This is a genomic window from Bacteroidota bacterium, from assembly GCA_017303975.1.
Taxonomy (GTDB): Bacteria; Bacteroidota; Bacteroidia; order JAFLBG01; family JAFLBG01; genus JAFLBG01.
The window spans coordinates 1-20650 of record JAFLBG010000019.1 but is presented as its reverse complement, the minus strand read 5'-3'; the positions used below and the strand labels follow the sequence as shown (position 1 = coordinate 20650).

Genomic DNA, 20650 nt, shown 5'->3' with positions numbered 1-20650 from the left:
TCAATACCAATTCTATGCCAAAGTTGGAGAAGAATTTGTAATAGCTTTAAAATCAGTCAATTTTGACACTTTAGACACTAGTTCTTGGATTGCAATTCGCTCTTGCTGCATTGTATCTCGGTAGCGAATAGTTACTGTATTATCTTCTAATGTTTGATGATCTATCGTAATACAGAATGGAGTACCAATGGCATCGTGCCTTCTATAACGTTTCCCGATAGAATCTTTTTCTTCGTAATGACAGTAGAAATTATACTTTAATTCGTTGTAAATTTCTTTTGCTTTGTCATCCAGTCCATCTTTTCCCATCAATGGCAAAATTGCAATTTTAACTGGCGCTAAAAATGGAGGAATTCTCAATACTACACGACTAGTTCCATCCTCTAACTTCTCTTCTTTATAAGAAGCAGACAAAACCGCTAAGAACATACGATCGAGACCCACTGATGTTTCTACAACATACGGCACATAATTTTGATTTAATTCCGGGTCGAAATATTGTAATTTTTTTCCTGAAAATTTTTCGTGACTCTTTAAATCGAAATCGGTTCGGGAATGTATTCCTTCTAGTTCTTTAAATCCAAATGGGAAATTAAATTCTATATCACAAGCAGCATTCGCGTAATGCGCTAATTTAATATGATCGTGAAAACGATAATTCTCTTTAGAGAAGCCTAATGCTTCGTGCCATTTTATTCTAGTTGTTTTCCAGTATTCATACCATTGCATTTCTGTTCCGGGGCGAATAAAAAATTGCATTTCCATTTGTTCGAATTCGCGCATACGGAAAATAAATTGGCGTGCTACAATCTCGTTTCTAAAGGCTTTTCCGGTTTGTGCAATACCAAACGGAATTTTCATACGTCCCGTTTTTTGTACGTTTAAAAAATTTACAAAAATACCTTGCGCAGTTTCCGGGCGCAAATAAATAGTTCCGGAGTCTTCGCTTACAGAACCCATTTGCGTAGAGAACATTAAATTAAATTGTCGAACATCAGTCCAATTGCGGCTTCCGGATATTGGACAAACAATTTCTAAATCGACAATAATTTGCTTTACCTCTGCCAAATCATTGTTCTCTAATGCTGTTTTAAAGCGAGTATTTATTTCGTCAATCTTTGTTTGGTATTCAACTACGCGTGGATTGGTCTCTTTGTAAAGCTTTACATCAAATGTCTCGCCAAATCGTTTAGCTGCTTTCTCAACTTCTTTCTCAATTTTCGTTTCAATCTTTGCAACATGCTCTTCAATCAATACGTCTGCGCGGTATCTTTTCTTTGAATCTTTATTATCAATCAATGGATCGTTAAAGGCATCCACATGTCCGGAAGCTTTCCAAATTGTAGGATGCATAAAAATGGCAGAATCAATGCCTACAATATTATCGTGCATATACACCATTGATTTCCACCAATACTCACGAATGTTTTTTTTCAGTTCGGCACCGTATTGACCGTAATCGTAAACCGCACTTAATCCATCATAAATCTCGCTTGATGGAAAAATAAATCCATACTCTTTTGCGTGAGAAATAATATTCTTGAATAAATCTTCGTTGTTTGCCATACTAATAATTTAGAGCCCTAAAATAGTTGATTTTTTAGAGTATTGGAAATTGCATACTAACGGGGAATAAAACAATTACCGGATAAGTGAAACATTTCCTTTTAGAGATATTGAACTGCCTAAATGATCGCTACCGGTTATAAGATAGGAATAGACCCCAGTATCGGCAGGTTTATTTTGAAAATACCCTGTCCAATATTCTTTTGGGTTGGTAGTCTCAAAAACTTTTTGTCCCCAACGATTATAAAGTGTAACATGCAACGACAATACGCAATTCACTCCTTTTATTTCTAAGTTATCGTTTTGTCCATCATTGTTTGGTGAGAATGCGTTAGGAACAAATAATTCTTGGTCGCAGGGAGTTTCAACTGTTATATAAACAGAATCTATTGCAGTACAATTATTATTGTCTGTAGCCTCTACATAATACATGGTAGATACCGTTGGGCTTGCAAGCGGGCTTGCACAAGTTGTACAACTAAGCATTGCTCCGGGAGACCAACTATATGTTACCCCTCCTGTAGCATTCAATGCAACACTTTGCCCATAAGGAATAGTAGTATTATTTCCTGCATCCACAGCAGGGGAAGAAGCGGTAATAGTAACAAAATCTACACTACTACAATTCCCGTTGCTTACGGTTACATTATACACAGCGGTATTGACAGGTGTTACAATAACAGTAGCCGTTGTTTGCCCTGTACTCCACAAATATGTTACCCCTCCAGATGCTGTAATTGTAGCGGTTTGGGACGCACACACAATCTGGTCTATTCCGGCATCTGCAGTTGGAGACAACATTACTTGAATAGTTACAGAATCAATAACCGGGGGACACACTCCATTTGAGGCCGATACAGTATAAGTAGTATTTGATGTTGGCGAGATAGATACAGATGCTGTTGTAGAACCATTGCTCCAACTGTAGTTTGCAGCTCCACTTGCACTTATAGTTGTCAATTGGCCTGCACAAATTGTCGTATTACTGCTTACACTAAGCGTTGGAGGAACATCTACTGTAATTGCAATAGATGATGTATCCAAACAATACTGACCGAAAACAGTTAATGAATACAAGGAATTAGTAGTTGGAGAAACAACAATGGAAGTGCCCGTTCCGCCTATACTCCACAAATAATTAGTAGCAGCTGCCGCAGAAAGTGTAGCCGATGATCCGGAGCAAATAGATGAAGTACCTGATATAGCAGCAATTGCAGCCTCCGAAAAAATAGTTGCTGAGTCTTTTGCCATACAAAATCCATTTGAAACCGACACTGTATAGATTGTACTTACCGATGGCGACACATTAATTGCTGATGTTGTAGAGCCATTGCTCCAACTATAATTTGTTCCACCACCCGCTGTAATAGTTGCTGATTGACCATTGCACACTGTGTCGTTTATACTAATACTAACCGTAGGTTGCGGGACTACAGAAATAGCAAGCGAAGAAGAAGAAACACATCCTAGTGCATCCGTTCCGGTAACAGTATAATTAGTTGCAGTTGTGATACTACATGTTACGCTAGCACCTATAGTAGCACTAAGTCCTGTGGATGGTGACCAACTATAGGAAGTAGCGCCACTTGCAGTTAAATCAGCAGCAACTCCGCTGCATACAGACAATGGAGATACTTGCACAGTAGGCAATGGATTAACCGTAATGTAAAGATTTTTATATATCGTATCTGCTTCGCAAAAATTGGAGGCGATAAGAGTTACACTATATACTCCTTGATTAGTATAATAAACATTTGCCGGATTCTTTTGGCTAGAGGTTGGCACCGCTGACCCTTGAAATGACCAATTCCACTTTGTAACTGGGGTATAATAATTATAAGACAAATCTGAAAAATTGATACTATCTCCCACACAAATTACACTATCGCTTACTGTAGCCTGTGCAATTGGGTTATATATTATTTTCCTATACTTCTGAATAATGACTTCTGTTCCACCGGCTTTTACAGCTTGGTAATATGCCCCTCCTCCAGGATTCTGTAGTGGAGGAACCGGATTAATACCATTTTGAAATCCGGTTAAAAAAATTGTTTGGGGTGCAGAAAAAGAAATTCCATACATCGCATCTTGATCCAAAGTTGATCCACAAAACGTTGCATGCTTTCTTGCACTTGCATTACTAAACTGCAACAAAAAACTTTCTCCTGCTTCACCATTTGCAACATTCCCCTTAAAATATCCCCCACATCCATCTGTTGGAAAATCGACAGATATGGCACTACCCGTAACCCATACATCTCCTGCATTGTCAGTCACTACACCCCAAGCTTCATCCCCAGGAAAGTTAACTGGATTACTACCTCCATAATAGGTTGACCACTGCATTGCGGCATTGTTATCCAGTTTTACAATCACACAATTTCTATAATTATTTGTCGATGCTGTACCAAGTGTTCCTTGAAAAAAAGCTCCACCTCCGGGATTCATAGTTGGGAAATTTGTAGAGTTTGAAGCGCCCACCATCACTATATCATTGGCAACACTTGCATCTACATCGTAAAACATATCGTATTGAGCAGAACCTCCAACATACGATGCCCAAACCAATGCATGGCTACTGTTAAACTTTATTGCAAATGCATCGTATTGACCGGCATTGGCAACTTGGTTGTACGCACCAGTCAAATTTTGTGTTGGAATATTAGTAGAAGTAGTCATGCCTACCAACCACAAATTATTTGAGTTATCTATATCTATTGCCATTGCTTCATCTAAAGCAGTACCTCCGTAATAGGTTGACCAAACTAAACTATCGGCAGCATCAAACTTCCAAATAAAAAAATCCCAAACACCTCCATTGTGTGTACCGTCAAAATAAGCACCACCACCGGGATTTACGAGCGGCATGTTTGTAGAATTAACACGACCAGTTACATATTTGTTGCCCAAATTATCTGTCTTAATTTCGCGTGGAAATTCTTGTAAAGAACCTCCTACAAATGTTGCCCAAAGTCGAGTTCCAGTATTATCAAACTTTACAACAAAACCTTCTCGAGAACCACCACTCACAAGTTGATTGTAAGCTCCCGGCTTACTTTGTGTAGGGAAATCAGCAGCAGAAAATGTGTTCCCTGTCATATATAAATTGCCGCTATTATCAACAGTTACATGAGGGATTTGCTCTGTTGATGTGCCTCCATAATAGGTTACCCAAAGCAGAACTCCTGTTGTATCAAACTTTAGAATAAAGTCATCCCATTCATCATACGCCTGAACATATGCTGTTCCCCCGGGATTAACCGTAGGGAATCCTGTTCCAGCCGTATATTCTATTGTTTCCCCTGCCACATAAACATAACCATTATGAGTAGTAATATCAAAAGCCATATCTTCCGTATTAGAACCTCCAAAAAATGTGCCCCAAATAAGTACCGGAGGGTCGATTACGAGTTGCTGATGTTTATCGTAATTAGAAACATTAAAGTGTACATTGTTATTTTGTATTTGGTAGGAAGCAGCTATTTTCTTTTCATTTTGGAAACAAAAAAGTTTTCCTTCTTGTATTTTTCCAAAGGGTGTTTCAAATTGAATTGATTGATTATTCTCCAATGTATTTATTTCATCAATACCATCGTATTTTAGTTGTATCTGATTGGCATTTGCACCGGGATGAACCACAAAGTCGTATTTCAAACCATTCTCATTTATGCCATACAATACCCAATCGATACCGGGATACACGTTACGTATTGTAATTTTTTTATGCTTTTTTACTTGAGTAACTCCTTTTGGACAGTGTCCCAAATAATAGTTATAACTCTCTATGGATGGCTCTTCTCCTACTATATTATTTCTATCAATGTTCGCACCCTCTATTAGCATATCAAAACGGAAATATGCTATCGAATCAAGTACTACGCCTGTTTTTTCAACATCCACATTCAAGGCAAGCTGTTGACGGTCTTTTCGAGATGTGGTATTAGTTGCAGGCTTGCTTAAATAATAAACAAGTCCCTTATTTGTAACAAAAAAGCGAGTCGTTCCAAAATGTCCGGCATAATAAATATCTTGATCAAAACCTTCCGGAGATTTAATTTGACCCAAATTGGGTTCTAAATAAACGAATTTGTTTTTCAGCCAACCTTCCGTATCAGAAAACCCGGCTGACATAGAATTGAGAGTTATAGAAATGAAGCAAAGAAATATGAGTGAATATAATGTACTGTTAGTTTTCATGCAAAAAATTTGTGGTATAGGAATAGTGAAACAGGATGTGTTTTGTGCAGGTCAAACAACAATATAATATACGTTTTTTTTGAAACTCTACCAAAAACAGGGTCAATAAAAAAGGGAAGCTGTTTTTAAACAACTTCCCTTTTTTTATAAAAATTTGAAATTTATGCCATCTCTTTATCTTTTACTTCCGGCACCAATTCTGCATCTACCAATATTCTTCCGCAATGTTCGCAAACTAATATTTTCTTACGCATTCTAATATCCAATTGTCTTTGTGGTGGTATTTTATTAAAACATCCTCCGCAAGCATCTCTTTGTACGCTTACTACTGCCAACCCATTTTTTGCGTTAGAGCGAATACGTTTGTATGCTGTAAGTAATCTTTCTTCTATTAAAGCAGATGCAGTCTTTGACTTTTTCAATAAAGCATCTTCCTCTTTTTGAGTTTCAGCCACAATCTCATCCAACTCTTCTTTTTTATGCTTTAAATCCTTCTTTTTGTCGTTAAACTCTGTTTTTGCAGATTCTATCATCTCGGCTTTAGCGGCAATAGTCGCTTTAGCTTCTTTCATTCTTTTTTCTGCAAGTTGAATTTCCAAATTTTGGAATTCTATCTCTTTCGTAATAGAATCGTACTCTCTGTTATTTCTAACTTTACCTTGTTGCTCAGTATATTTTTTTATTTGCGATTGAGCATCTTTAATCGCATTCTTTTTGTCGTTAATACTTTGTTCTAACGCCTCAATCTCCGCAGTAAAGTTATTAAAACGTGTTTCTAAACCGGCAACAACATCTTCTAAATCGCTAACCTCTAATGGAAGCTCGCCTCTAACTGTTTTTATTTTATCAATCTTAGTATCTACCAGTTGTAATTGATAAAGTGCTCTTAACTTTTCTTCAACCGATACATCTGATTTTTCGTCTGCTTTATTCTTAGCCATTTTAAAAATAATTTATTGAGTTAGTATTTACACCCGTTAAGTGAACGGCAAAGGTAGGAAATTTTCTTAAAATAAACGCTTTTATTAATTCGGGGGTAAATTGCTCACTTTCAAAGTGTCCGATATCAGCTATCACAATTTTTTTATCTGCATCAAAAAACTGATGGTACTTAACATCTGCAGTTATAAACAACTGACAATCAGAGTATATTGCTTCGTTTAACAAAAAACTACCGGAGCCTCCGCAAACTGCAATTCTTTTAATTGATTTACCTAATAAGCTTGAGTGGCGAATAACAGTACAATTTAATTGGGCTTTAATTAATTGAAATACGTCTTTTTCAGAAAGTTCGCTTTCTAACTCTCCCACCATTCCCGAACCTACGGTAGTGGAATTATTATCCAAAGAAATTATATCATACGCCACCTCTTCGTACGGATGGCTTGCAAAAAGTGCCGAAACTACTTTGCTTTGCAAATACGATGGAAATATCGTTTCTATTTTTTGTTCTTTTTCTTGGTGGGGCACATTTTGTTTACCTACAAAAGGATGGCTACCCTCCAACGCCCGAAATGTTCCAAAGCCATCGGTATTAAACGAACAGTGGTCATAATTACCTATATGCCCCGCACCCGCTTCGTATAAAGCAGCTCTCACTTTATCTGCATGTTCCGAAGGACAAAAAGTAATTATCTTTTTCAAGAGTTTTTGCTTGGGGGCTAAAACCTTACAATTAATCAAGCCCAACTTCTCTGCAATTTTTGCATTTACGCCATTGCTCACATTGTCAAGATTGGTATGCATTGCGTAAATAGCAATATCGTTTTTTATTGCCTTTAGTATGGTTCGTTCGATGTAATTTTTACCGGTAATTTTTTTAAGTCCGCTAAAAATGATGGGGTGATGGGCTACAATAAGGTTACACTTTTTTTGGATAGCTTCTTCTACCACATCTTCTATACAATCCAGAGCAACAAGAACCGATGTAAGCTCTGTTTCTTTATCGCCTACCAACAACCCACAATTATCGTACTGTTCTTGATAAGCCAGAGGGGCAATTGACTCTAAATAATTTGTGATGTCTTTAATTTTAAGTTTCATTCTATTTAAAATAATAAAAGTTATGATTTAATAAAATTGAAATTAACCAAGTAATGAACTATTGTTGATTACTGTTAAGAGCTATTAACATAAATTTTATTTTGTTGAAAACTCAGGCTAACCTTTTCTATTTTTCTTCGTTAAATTAAACAAAAAACCTAGAAACCTATGGACTATTCACAATTTCAAGCCTACAAAGAATTACCTTGCAGGTTTAAACTTAAAAGTGGGAAAGAAGTGTATGGTGTAGTGTGGGAACAAAAAAACAACGAAGAGCCTGAGTATTATTTTGCAAGCTACAACACGTTTAGCAAAATAAAATCCACTTCTAATTTAACAGGGAACAATTATTCGATTTACAAAGTGTCATTGGAAGACTTGGGTTACGCAGAGCCTATGGCGCTTGTAGCAGCATAACCAAGTTTGTTTTTTAGCAAGCATTTCTAAATGGCAATTTCTGTGTTAGCTTTGCAAGAGTTTTATATCTTGTAAGTATGCATTGGTTTAAGATTCTTGCTTTTGTATGTATTAGCAACTTTGCGGCATCACAACAGATTGCGTTTAATAAGGAATTGTCTAATTTTTGTAATACGGCTATTTCCAACTCAAAAAAGATTTCCAAAAAAAGAAAAGCAGTACTCAACAATATTGCCATTGAGCTATTAGAAAAAAAGCACATTGTATATGCTTGTAAAACAAATACACGCAGAACACAGCTGTTGCAAACCTGGACACAAACTGCCTTTTATTACTATGGTGTGGTGGATAGAATTGCGTTTTCTTATGGCGATTCTATTGCAGATATTTATCCCGGAGTTGTGGATATTCTAAAGCAATCCGGATTCTATTATGCCGAATCGAACACTATTCCTAAAGGATATACAATTTCGCTAAACAACAATGCACCCGAATATATAATTGCCCCAAAAAACACCTTAGGAAAAATAAATAGCGAAACCACCATTCTCATTAACATCTGCTCATCGGGCGAAACATTTGCTGACCAAAAAATGAGCTACTTAAAGCTGCCTTATAAAACACCCACCGAATTCGAAGCAAAAAAAAACGAACAAGAAAAATACATGGAACTTAATAAAACCATTGCTACCGAAATGTTTTATATGGTTTCTAAATTGCTAGAACTACAGCAATTAAAAAAGAAATAACCCCGTTTTAGTTTGAATTTCAGCCTCAGCGGACATCTAAGAGGCAATAACTTGCTCAGCTAAGTTGTTCAACTCCACTACCTCTCCCGGCTTTAGATTGTTTAAATAAACAGCACCTATTCTTACTCGAATAAGGCGTAACGTTGGAAAACCAACCGCAGCAGTCATTTTGCGAATTTGTCTGTACTTGCCTTCTGTTAAAACAATAGAAATCCAGGTGGTGGGGCCGTGCCTTTCGCTACGTATTTTTTTGCTTCGCTCCGGAAACAAAGGGGTCTCAGTTAAAATAGATGCATTACAAGGAAGTGTTGTATATTTTTCTCCCTGAATACTTATATCAACTCCTTGCCTTAGCTTTTCTATTGCGTGGGTTGTTACAATTCCATCCAATTGAACATAATACTGCTTTTCTATATTTCTGCTTCTTATCAGTTCGCTTATTCTTCCATCGGTAGTTAGCAACAACAACCCTTCGCTATCTTCGTCTAAACGACCAATGGCCATTATTCCTAGCGGAAAATCAAACAACTCGCCTAATAGTTTTTTATTCTTATGCTCACACACAAATTGGCTCAAATAACCATAAGGTTTATAAATTAAGTAGTGGTGGTGCGTCACAATTCAAAATTTTGCACAAAGATTACATTAAATTAACATTGTTTGTATAACTTGTTTGCTTTGTTATTACAAACAATAAAAGTATATGGGTGTTAAAACAGCAACATTAATTAACAGAGATATTAGTTGGTTGTCTTTCAACGACCGTGTATTGCAAGAAGCAGCAGACACAGCGGTTCCGCTAATAGAAAGAATCAAATTTTTGGGAATTTTTTCGAATAACAGAGACGAGTTTTTCAGGGTGCGCGTAGCCACCATTAAAAGAATGACCAAAGCCGGCAAAAAGGCTAAGGAGCAACTAGGGCAAGACCCAAAAGATTTGTTGGAAAAAATTCAAAAAATAGTCATCATCCAACAAAACAAATCAGACAAAATTTACACTCAAATTTTAAAGGATTTAGAGCGCAATAATATTTACATCATAAACGAAAAACAGTTAAATACCGAACACCAAAATTTTGTAAAAGCGCATTTCTTGGACAATGTCCTTCCATCGTTATTTCCTATTATGTTGGACAGCGCTCCGGACTTTCCTTATTTAAAAGACAATACAATATATCTGTTGGTGCGGCTTACCAAATTTGGCAAAGACAAAAAAAGCAAACATTCACTTATAGAAATTCCAACAACTGGCGCAAATCGTTTTTTGGTTTTACCATCTGCAAAAAACAAAAAGTACATTATTTTAATTGACGATGTTATTCGATTTTGTTTGGATGATATCTACTCGATATTCGACTACGACTCCATAGAGGCGCACACCATAAAGCTTACAAGAGATGCAGAATTGGATATAGACCAGGATGTATCAAAAAGTTTTGTAGAAAAAATTTCGAAAAGTGTTAAGAAAAGAAAAAGAGGTCAGCCGGTACGATTAACGTACGATTGCGAAATTAGCAAGGACATGCTTACGTATCTTACCAAAAGATTAAAGCCGTTAAACGAGGAAAATTTAATACCGGGTGGTCGTTACCACAACTTTAAAGATTTTATGAATTTTCCTGACTTAGGCAGAAAAGATTTAAAATACACAATCCCGCATCCCCTAAGTCACCCGTTTTTAGACATACACAAAAGTGTTTTTAAAACGGTGCGAGAAAAAGATATACTGCTTACATTTCCGTATCAATCCTACCAACATATTATCGATTTTTTACGTGAAGCATCTATCGACCCAAAAGTAGAAAGCATTAAAATTACGCTGTACAGAGCCGCAAAAAACTCTAACATTATTAATGCGCTCATAAACGCCTTAAAGAACGGCAAACAGGTTACAATTGTAGTAGAGTTGCAAGCACGGTTTGATGAAGAAAACAACATTTACTGGGCTAACAAACTGCAAGAAGAGGGCGCTACGGTAATATTTGGCGTGCCGCATTTAAAAGTACATTCCAAGCTTTTCAGTATTGTTAGAAAAGAGAACAACAAAAAAGTTGTGTATGCGCACGTTGGCACCGGAAATTTCAACGAAGATTCGGCAAAAATATACAGCGACTTTAGCTTACTAACAGCCGACAAAAGAATTACAGACGAAGTAGAAAAGCTGTTTGAATTTTACAGCGACAACCTAAAAGTAGGAACCTACAAGCATTTGCTGGTAGCACCATTTACCATGCGCAAAAAATTTATGCGTATGATTCAAACAGAAATTGATCATGCACGAGAAGGCAAGGAAGCTTACATAAGCATTAAATTAAACAGTTTGGTTGATGCCGAAATTATTTCTAAACTATACGAAGCAAATGCGGCCGGGGTTAAAATGAAAATAATTGTACGTGGTGTTTGTTCCTTAGTAACGCAAATTGCCGGCATGAGCGACAAAATAGAATGTATAAGTATTGTGGATAAATACCTGGAACACGCACGAGTATTTATTTTTTGTAACGGTGGCGATGAAAAAATTTATATTTCATCGGCCGATTGGATGAACCGCAATTTAGATTACCGCTCGGAGGTGGCTATTCCAATTTACGACAAACATATTCAAACCATAATCAAATCGCTTATGGACATTCAGTGGAAAGACAATACCAAAGCGCGCACCATAGATCAAAAGCAAACCAATGTGTATAAATCATCTACACAAAAAACCAAAATAAGAGCGCAAGATGATATATATTTATTTTTTAAGAATAACTTTGCTATTAACTTAGCAAAAAGTTTATTAGTTGAAACTAGCCGCAATTGATATTGGTTCAAACGCAATGCGTTTGTTACTGTGTCACGTTTACTTAAACAACAACAACGAGCCAGCTTTTAAAAAAGCTGACCTAATACGTGTACCTATTCGTTTGGGCGAAGATTCGTTTTTGTTAGGCAGAATAAGTCCGCGCAAGCAAGAGCTTTTTTTTAAGGCCATGCAAGCCTTTAAAAATTTAATGGACATACACGGTGCTGTCGACTACCGAGCCTGCGCCACATCGGCCATGCGCGATGCCAGCAACGGACCGGAAATAATAGAGTATATAAAAAAAGAAATTGGTCTAACTATCGAAATTGTAGATGGAAAAACCGAGGCAAACATTATTTACTCCAACCACGTGGAGGAACATTTAGACAAAAATCAATCGTACTTATACATTGATATTGGCGGAGGAAGCACGGAGCTTACTCTTTTTTCGAAAAACAAAGTAGTGCTCTCGCAATCCTTTAATATTGGCACTATTCGGCTGCTGCACAACCAGGTAGATAAACAATACTGGAATTTTTTCAAAGACTGGATTAAAGCTAACACCAAAAGCTACAAACCTCTTACAGCAATAGGTTCGGGGGGCAACATAAATAAGTTGTTTAAAATGACCAATCGTAAACCGGGTAAATCGGTACCTTACAGCAAGGTAAAATATTTGTACGATTTGTTATCTAATTACAGCTACGAAGAGCGCATGAAGGTTTTTGAAATGAACCCCGACCGAGCCGATGTAATTGTTCCTGCCACGCGCATTGTATTAGCTGTTATGAAAGCCGCCAACATAGAAAACATGATTGTGCCGCAAATAGGACTTTCTGACGGTTTGATACACCAGCTATATGAAAAGCACAAGGATAAAGTTACGGCTAGTGTGGTGTAAGTGTTACAACTTACTATAATAGAAGAAAGCGCGTGTAGCTTTATAAGCTCCTGAATATTTTGAAATTGTAGGCAGCGCTACTTTTTCTTATCAACCTTAAGAAAAACCTTTTCTAGGGTTGCATTATATAAATCGATGATTGATTCTCCTGTAAAACCGCCATTTGCATTAAAACCACCAACCGCAATACTGGTTTGTCTTTCATCGTCTTTTATTCTTGCGGTTTTACTCCAAATTGTTTTGCCGGTTTTGTCTTTAATTTTCACTTTTAAGAACATTACAGGTTTTGGTTCGCTTACGGATACAGGACCCACTCCTATCCCAATAGCTGCAGAAGCGTGCATATATGCATTTATTTCAATTATTTTATCATAACCTAATTCAATGGCATTTTTGGTTTTAATTTTAGGAAAACATTTTACCGTCCATACACCTTCATCTCCACTATAATTTAATTTAGCAGGCTCTAAAGTTACATTGTATCGCTTGTTAAAACTTTCTTCCATATTTCGCATGATAACTTCAACCGTTTTCTTTTCTTCAGAACCAATTTTTACTGTGCGTGATTTTTCGCCCCAAAAACCTAAGGCAAAATCGAAATCAAAAAACGTTACGGCCACCTTTTCTCCTACTTGTATAGCATTATCTTGAGCAAAAGAGTTCGCAGTAAAGAACACAATAAATAGTAAAGGAAGTATTTTTTTCATCTTAGCTTATTTTAGTAAATAAATATACTATTTACCCTAAACTTATTCTAACATTTTAAAAAATGACGACCTTTTACTTCCACCAAACCCTTTAATTCATTAGTTGTAGGAAATGTACAAGAATAAAGTTACGGCTAGTGTGGTGTGATACACACAGCTATCTAAATACTAAATGCAAAAAACTATTTACTGATAGCTATATGCTTTTTTGTGCAGCGAATACATCGACTTTTCTCTGAGTATAACTTCAAGCAATGTTTTCATATGCTCATCAGGAGTTGTTCCGCCTAAAAACTTAACTGCAGTTAATGGCTCTACTTCATAATAAAGCTTAAGCGCTTTTTCAAAATCATCTTGAAATAAATAGGCAACAATTAAATTTCTTTTAGTTTTATAAATAAATTCATCTCTTACCAGGGGGTCTTTAAATTCTTCTAAATAATAATTACTAGAAATCATTTTCTCCCAGATAGGAGCTACCTTATTTATTTCATTTTTCACGAAAACTGTGTGCCAGTTTAAGTGTTTTTCGTTTTTGGTATTATAAGAAATCGAATCAAACAATTTATCCATGATTCCGGAAATTGTATCGCACACATCAAATTTGGGGCTTTTAGATTTTACTCGACTTATGTGTACAGTTTGTAATCTCCAGTCATAGCCATATTTGTTTTTCAATATCTCTTTAACTTCATTCATGCAAGTTTGTGCAAGTATCATTTTAGAATTTGCATATAAGTCCTTTCCGTTTTTATTATAGTCTATATCTAAGTCGGGTTTATTGGTGTAGCCAGGGAAGTTCGTTTTGTTGCCATATCCATCGTATCTGTAGTCACATGGAAACAAGGTGCTTTTTTGAGTATTAATCAAAGTGTCCAAAATATATTTGTTTGCATCTACATCTTTTATTCTAATTCGATAAGGGAATTTGAAAAATAATTTATAAGTAAAATACCCTTGAGTTGTTGCTGTTTGAGGATTTATAGCTTGATTTGAAAAATCTTTTTTATCGACTATCTCCAAATTATTAAATAGAATACTTATTTGCAAAGAGGCTGTTGTATTGTCTTCTACTTTTTGCTCATTGGTTTTACTAATAATACTCCCTCCAGCAATAACGCCCGTTTTAAACGCCACCATTGTGGTGTTTTTCAACCCGGTTAAATACTCTTCTTTTACATAAATAAATTTAGGGTTTAACGGAATTCCATCGGAGGATTCGTTTATTGTTTCCACCTTATAAGTTGTATAATTTTTGGGCAAAACCACGGGAGGCAAAATCTCATACCTAAAACTTTGGTGCTTGGTTTTTACGCTTTGAGAATGCGCCTTTAGAGGATTCAGTATAATTAGAATTATAGTCGCAAAAAATAAATTTTTCATGATTATGTTGGTTTATGTGCCTAAAAATAAAAAATATCTCCATGCGCACAATTGAATGTTACCGTTTTATAGCAAAAAGGTTAATCTACAACTCTTGTATTTTCACAAAGTTCAGCTTGGAATAAATTTCGAACATCTATCTTCTTTGTGTAAAATCTGAATTCCCTTTAAAAGTGGGTCTTTTTTTCTAATTTTAGTAAATTTTATTATTTGGTGTTATGAGAAAAATGGGTTATGTAAATATGTTAATTTTATTGAGTTTAGAATGTTTGGCTCAAAAAAATGGAATTTATTTTACGAAGGAAGCTTTTATCAAAGACTCTTTGATATCTGGGTATGAACTATTTTCTTCTGCCAAAGACGTTATTACCTTTAAACATAAAGGTGAATCTGTAAATTTTAAGACAAACGAGCTATATGCTTTTTGGGATGGTGGTGGTCGGATTATTCGCATACATCCCAAAGACGGCCCTCTGAAAATGTTGATGTCTGGGGATATGTGTCTTTGGGGTAATATTATGACGAAAATTGGAGCCAGAGGAGAGGCATATCCTGAAATAACAGCATTTGTTCCTAATACTAAATTATACGTTTCATTAACTTCAGTAGGAGATTTTATTGGTGTTGGTTCTAGTTCTATAACTTTAAAAAAACTATTAAAAGATGATCCTGAAATATTAGCAAAGTATAAGCAATCAAACAATATAACCCAAGCAGTGTATTTATATAATACAAAACATTCAAAAACGATTAAATAATCCAATATAAAAAGTGACCTGTTTCCTCATTGCACTAAATTTAGGTTAAGCTGCTGTTCTTAGATAAGAATAAATTAGTTGTCCCCAGTAGGCACTAAGATTTTCTTAGTGCCCATTTTATTATGTTAAGCTCTGCTTAACAGTTAAACACTAAGATGTAGCAAACAAATTCAGGACTTCTGCATAGTGTATACTGGAGAACATTAGACTTAATCTTTTCTAAACACAAACAACTACTAAATTAGCTTACGGAATTAGTCTCTCTACAAGCATTCCCAAACCCCATAAAGATTTTAACATCTCGAAAAAGCTACAATCTTTTCCCTATTTTTAGTTGTTAAACATAGTACAAACTGCAATGGCATTAAGCTGGAACGAAATAAAAGATAGAGCATTAAGCAAAGACAAACGAATGGAATTTTTATTTGAACTCTACGAAAAATATACTACGGATCTTTTTTCAAAGGAGAAGTCTAATAAACGCAAACCCATGAAAAATGAGTGAAACAAATAACTCTATTAATGATAAGGGCTATGAGGGAATTCTTTATAAAGAATTTCAAAATTGTACTAATATTAAAAACTAGGAGAATAGATGGATTATCTTTGTTTTGAACTTTCCTTCCCTGATATCGATTTCGATAAATTTTATGAACATTCTGAAAAAGTAAAGGCTTCTCACCATGTACATCTATACACAAAAGAAAATGAAATTGAATTGCGAATACTCTTTGAACCTAAAACTTATTTTGGAAATAAACTTTGTAAATGGCTTGAGGGAATAAATTGGAGAAAATTTGGTTCTTTTTTAGAAATAAAAGTAAATAGTAGAAATAATCCGAACCTCCAAAAAATTGACATTTCTGATTCAGCATTAATAGGTTTTAAAGTAGGATCAAAACAGTTTGAAGGAAATTATGAATACATAAGTATTAAAATTGACATCGTTAAGCTTTACTGGCTTCCTTCTCAAGAGAGTATAAATACAGGTGAATTTTACCTGAATGATTCAGGATTTGAATTGGTAAAGAAGTATTATGCTCCTTTATTTGGCACAGACGATAAATTTTCTATCAGCCGAATGAATGGAATGGAAGCATATTATAATATCGAAAAAGCAAGCTTTCGTCCAGAGTTTAATTTTTGTTTTAATGATGATAATCGTGAGGCTAAGATTATTAAAGAGCCCAAAATTCAGTTCATTTATAAAGAAAAAGTAACTGAAATTGAGGCTATAAAATATGCTAGTTTAATTAGCAGCATTGCTTCATTTTATTTCCATTCATCTATAAATTATACTTTTTCAAGAATCCATTTAGAGGCAGGTACAATTGAAATAAAAAAAATATCAAGAAAGGACTTTCTACCTCCAAATGGTAATTTATGGGGGTTTAAAAACTACGGGGATTTTCATGAACTTATGAATTCCAATTGGCAAAGATCTTCATTGGACAATTATAATAAACTGACAATTGTAGTTAGTAGATTTTTACATGCAAAAAATGTATATGATTCCTCAAAATTTCTTATTTATTATAGCATTATTGAATACTTAAAAGCAATGGATGACGAAATCAATTCGAAATTTTCGTTCATAAGCTCAAAAAGAATAAAAAACACAAAATGTGACGAAGCCATTGATATACTTATCGAAATCGTTTCTCAAGAAGAAAAAGAAGAATTTAAAGCGAAATTAAATTCTTTAAGAAACGATTTGAAATATAGACCGATGAAACGACCTCTTGAAGAATTTTTATTAAAAAACAAAATTGATATAACCAATTGCTCAATCGATTTAAAGAAATTAGTTGGAATTAGAAACTCATTAATACATGGTAGTACTAAAATCATTAATTATGATGAATTGGAACAAGCAAATAAACTATTATATCGTATAAGCGGAATTTTAATCCTCCAATTAATTGGTGTAGATAAATGGGAACTTGATTTAAAACTTAACTAGCTTTTGGACTTAAATACTATATTAAATTAAATAAAGGGCGACAGCTGAGCAAAAAAAAATATTGTTGAGTCAATAAATAATAGACTTCAACAAATTTTATCAATAAATGCAGAAGATCTTGTTAGAGAACAGGAATTAGGAAGTCAGCTAAGTTTCAAAGATGCAAGACCAATTTTTAATAAGGTTACACACAAAGCCATAACTCACATATTTGATTTCAGCTTAGCGCGCACGGGGAATTTTATTTCAAAGTTTGATTTTTAATTTCTGATATTTCCATACTTATCGAATTATGCAATTCTTTATTAGAAATGGAGTTGACAAGGTTTAATGATAAATAAGGCAGCAATTCTTTTGACTTACCAAACAATAATCTTGCTATTGATAAAGTTCTTTTAGAAATTTCAATTTCTTTATTCGAATTTAATAGACTCTGTTTTGTATTTCCTATTTCATAGGATATTCCATAGCAATGTTGAAGTACCGATATTATTTCTTCTCTAGAGATTTTACAAATATCTGAAAAATATGAATTTTCAATTTCAGATAATAGCGAATCAAGCATATTCAATTTTTTCTCAGCTAACGAAATATCAAATCCAACTTCGATATTTTCGATTTCTCGTATTCTTTCATTTATTTTCATTCGTTTTTATTTTGGAGGGATTAATGAATTAGGCTCTAAAGTAATTGTCCATTTACTATCGTCTAGCAAGAAAGTTTGTTTAGCACCTCCGGTGGTTGTATAGCCGCCTTAGGCAGCTAAGTTTTATTGTTACATTTACTGCCAATTCTACTAGCTAATAAAGCTTTCAGATAGTCCTTTCTTTCCCATCAAACATTGAATTAAGCTTTTCAATTAAGCCAATGAGTTTCTTATTCCCAATTCCATCATAAACTATTCGCGGAGCATACCATTTATTCCAATAAATAAATTCGTTAATTTCCTTTAAATTATTATCAGCAATCGATTTTTTGAAGTAAGAATATTTGTTTAAAAAAAAATCACAATCAGTAACGTGATTTAAGTTTTTTGAAGCATGATCTTTTACTGTTTGTATAATTTCTTCAATTTCTTTTAAAACAAACTGAGTGTTCATCATTTACGGATTTTTAATAAGATTTGGAAATGCTTGCTTGAATTGAGCAACTGTATATAATTGTCCTGTCTGTGTATCTAATACTTCTTTTATCCAAGAATGAGAATAATTATCTGGCAACAATATCTGATCTGCACCTCCGGGTAATGCGTTTGGAGACCCAGGAGGATAAGGGCCTACCTTTCCAATATTTAAAGACACTCCTATTGGAACTTCAATTGTCGATTTGAAGCGCATGCTATTATTAAAATTTACATCAAGAGCAAGCTCGTCTCTAGTTGCATTATTTATTGTTGTTGAAAAACTACCATCCATTTTTGCAGCTCCTCCAAAATCTCTATAAAGTGTTACTTTTTGATTTATTTGAACAGTCATGTATTCAGCATCTTTAAATGATGTTTTTATCCAATTGGGTAAGGTTTCATCTTTCGAAATAACTGTGACAAAATTATCAATTTTAGTCCCAAGCATTTTTAATCCAACCGCCTTCTTCCTCACCACCTTAGTCACTTCATCCATTTTCTTAGAAACACCCGAAGCTGCGGCATCTAAAGATTGTTTTACCGCACCCATACCGCTAACCATGGAAAGCACCATAACCGCATCTTTTCCGCCTTGGTGCCATGACTGTGAATTAGCTTGGGCATAGGTACCTACCCATGATTTTCCTGCATTGGTAAGCCCGTTGAGCAATGTATCAAACGTAAAATTGGCAAAGGCGCTCGCTACTTCCTGCCGAGTTTGTGGGTTGAGCGCTAAGTCGCATCCATAAGCAACTAATACCGGAATATCTTTTGCCTCTTCTATGATGCCATCGCCAATGCCACTCGGCAAGGCTCCTGTGTGTAAAAAGAAATTGCTGTAATTAGCGTTGTTCTTATCCCAACATTTCTCGGGTATTTTAGCATCTCCCAAAAACTCTTTTCCTAAATCAACTAAATGAATTGCCTTTTCCAGTATGCTTTCATTCCTAGTAGAAATAGAACTACCATCGGGCAAAGAAGCCCCTGAAGAAACCCCCTCCTTTTTAGTAAGATCATTTTTGTTTTGTAAATAGGTATTTAATCGCTGCTCTACTATTTGCTCCGATTGCTGTAGTACTTGTTGCGGAGTGCCATATCCAGGTTTAATAGGTGTTGCAGCATTGTATCGAACAATAACTTGAAAACCGCTTGTTGTCTTTTCAAAGAAAACAGCGTAAGGCTGCGTAAAATTTTTATTTGTTATTTTTTGCTTAAGCTGATTTACCTTGCTTTGCGATATGCTCTTATATTTAGGCTGATTAGTAGCTGAATCTCGCTCTACGATGGTATTACCAATCAACACATAAACAGCTGCATTGGGATTGAGGCTATTAAACAAACCCTTAATTGCATTTACCTGCGGATCGTTAGTAAGTGAAGCAGAATTGTAAGATGCGCTAAACTTACACTCTACCTTTGCAGCAGATAAATAAGAGTTTAAATAACTAGTTGCAGAGTTGACATCTATCAATTTGTTATTTGCATTATATGGAGCTTGGTAATTCTTTATTTTAAACACATTGGTACTTGTGTTATTTTCTTTTATAAATGCAAATACACTTGGAGCTGCTTGAACATAGTTAATTCCAGACAGCTGTGTGCCTGAGCTGTTTTTATATCCATAAAAATCATCGCTTGCATTTTGGTTAAACGCATTACAACCACCATCGTAATCGGCTTTATAGTTTACACCATTTACCTCAAACTCTTCTATTGCACCTTGAAAGCAAGTAGAATATTTTTTAATACTACTTTTTGTTGGAAGTTTAAATGCCCAACCATTAGGGGCAAGCACATGGTATTTTACTAAACTATCTTGTACACAAATTGGGCTCATCAAACTGCCATCCTCTTCTGAATCATTCCAAATAAACATAGGAAGTGCAGTATGCGCTCCATCCCACTCCATCCTCGTCAACTCTTCTCCGGAAGCGTAGTCCATGAGCAACCCCGAAGAGCCTTGTGTTATTTGCGGGAACGGATGCTCCAAACCAAAGGCTCCATGCGCTAATTCGTGTGCCAGAGTTTTCACATCGGCAGTTTGAGAAACAAATC

Annotated in this window: 16 protein-coding genes; 6 read left to right on the top strand and 10 right to left on the bottom strand. The window is 35.2% G+C overall.

Features of this window, described 5'->3' with window-relative positions; genetic code table 11:
• Positions 1-12 precede the first annotated feature (12 nt).
• The 4 genes from J0M08_08050 to J0M08_08035 all read right to left on the bottom strand — a co-directional run bounded on the left by J0M08_08050 (position 13) and on the right by J0M08_08035 (position 7806).
• Positions 13-1566 (bottom strand): glycine--tRNA ligase, encoded by a 1554-nt coding sequence (locus J0M08_08050; GenBank protein MBN8703002.1) that lies wholly within the window; start codon positions 1564-1566, stop codon positions 13-15.
• Positions 1567-1641: 75 nt separating this feature from the next.
• Positions 1642-5697: a gliding motility-associated C-terminal domain-containing protein gene (locus tag J0M08_08045; protein MBN8703001.1), complete on the bottom strand. Its 4056-nt coding sequence runs from the start codon at positions 5695-5697 to the stop codon at positions 1642-1644.
• Positions 5698-5924: 227 nt separating this feature from the next.
• A complete protein-coding gene (locus tag J0M08_08040) occupies positions 5925-6704 on the bottom strand; it encodes a hypothetical protein (protein ID MBN8703000.1) in 780 nt (259 codons plus the stop codon).
• Between the two features lies 1 nt (position 6705).
• Positions 6706-7806: a Nif3-like dinuclear metal center hexameric protein gene (locus J0M08_08035; GenBank protein MBN8702999.1), complete on the bottom strand. Its 1101-nt coding sequence runs from the start codon at positions 7804-7806 to the stop codon at positions 6706-6708.
• A gap of 168 nt (positions 7807-7974) precedes the next feature.
• Between J0M08_08035 and J0M08_08030 the strand changes: the two genes are divergently transcribed.
• Positions 7975-8223: a hypothetical protein gene (locus J0M08_08030; GenBank protein ID MBN8702998.1), complete on the top strand. Its 249-nt coding sequence runs from the start codon at positions 7975-7977 to the stop codon at positions 8221-8223.
• A 77-nt stretch (positions 8224-8300) separates the two neighbouring features.
• A complete protein-coding gene (locus J0M08_08025) occupies positions 8301-8972 on the top strand; it encodes a hypothetical protein (protein ID MBN8702997.1) in 672 nt (223 codons plus the stop codon).
• A gap of 36 nt (positions 8973-9008) precedes the next feature.
• Here the strand turns inward: J0M08_08025 and J0M08_08020 are convergent, their stop codons facing one another.
• Positions 9009-9593, bottom strand: a complete 585-nt coding sequence (locus tag J0M08_08020; GenBank protein ID MBN8702996.1) for a pseudouridine synthase — start codon at positions 9591-9593, stop codon at positions 9009-9011.
• Positions 9594-9675: 82 nt separating this feature from the next.
• Between J0M08_08020 and ppk1 the strand changes: the two genes are divergently transcribed.
• Together ppk1 and J0M08_08010 are read left to right on the top strand one after the other, a co-directional pair.
• On the top strand, positions 9676-11778 hold the full coding sequence (gene ppk1, locus J0M08_08015; protein MBN8702995.1) for a polyphosphate kinase 1: 2103 nt from the start codon (positions 9676-9678) through the stop codon (positions 11776-11778).
• Positions 11759-12661 (top strand): exopolyphosphatase, encoded by a 903-nt coding sequence (locus tag J0M08_08010; GenBank protein MBN8702994.1) that lies wholly within the window; start codon positions 11759-11761, stop codon positions 12659-12661. Before ppk1 ends, J0M08_08010 begins: the two co-directional genes overlap by 20 nt.
• 77 nt (positions 12662-12738) lie before the next feature.
• Here the strand turns inward: J0M08_08010 and J0M08_08005 are convergent, their stop codons facing one another.
• Together J0M08_08005 and J0M08_08000 are read right to left on the bottom strand one after the other, a co-directional pair.
• A complete protein-coding gene (locus J0M08_08005; protein ID MBN8702993.1) occupies positions 12739-13368 on the bottom strand; it encodes a hypothetical protein in 630 nt (209 codons plus the stop codon).
• Between the two features lie 186 nt (positions 13369-13554).
• The gene (locus J0M08_08000) at positions 13555-14751 is read right to left on the bottom strand and encodes a hypothetical protein (GenBank protein ID MBN8702992.1); all 1197 of its coding nucleotides are present in this window, start codon (positions 14749-14751) and stop codon (positions 13555-13557) included.
• Between the two features lie 218 nt (positions 14752-14969).
• Between J0M08_08000 and J0M08_07995 the strand changes: the two genes are divergently transcribed.
• Positions 14970-15509 carry a hypothetical protein gene (locus J0M08_07995; protein MBN8702991.1) on the top strand — a complete coding sequence of 180 codons (540 nt, stop codon included), beginning with the start codon at positions 14970-14972 and terminating at the stop codon, positions 15507-15509.
• Between the two features lie 595 nt (positions 15510-16104).
• The gene (locus tag J0M08_07990; protein ID MBN8702990.1) at positions 16105-17472 is read left to right on the top strand and encodes a hypothetical protein; all 1368 of its coding nucleotides are present in this window, start codon (positions 16105-16107) and stop codon (positions 17470-17472) included.
• A gap of 241 nt (positions 17473-17713) precedes the next feature.
• Here the strand turns inward: J0M08_07990 and J0M08_07985 are convergent, their stop codons facing one another.
• The 3 genes from J0M08_07985 to J0M08_07975 form a co-directional block, all read right to left on the bottom strand.
• A complete protein-coding gene (locus tag J0M08_07985; GenBank protein ID MBN8702989.1) occupies positions 17714-18118 on the bottom strand; it encodes a hypothetical protein in 405 nt (134 codons plus the stop codon).
• Between the two features lie 166 nt (positions 18119-18284).
• Positions 18285-18575 carry a hypothetical protein gene (locus J0M08_07980; GenBank protein ID MBN8702988.1) on the bottom strand — a complete coding sequence of 97 codons (291 nt, stop codon included), beginning with the start codon at positions 18573-18575 and terminating at the stop codon, positions 18285-18287.
• On the bottom strand, positions 18576-20650 hold a 2075-nt coding region (locus tag J0M08_07975), incomplete at its 5' end, for a hypothetical protein (GenBank protein MBN8702987.1). It abuts the gene before it with no gap.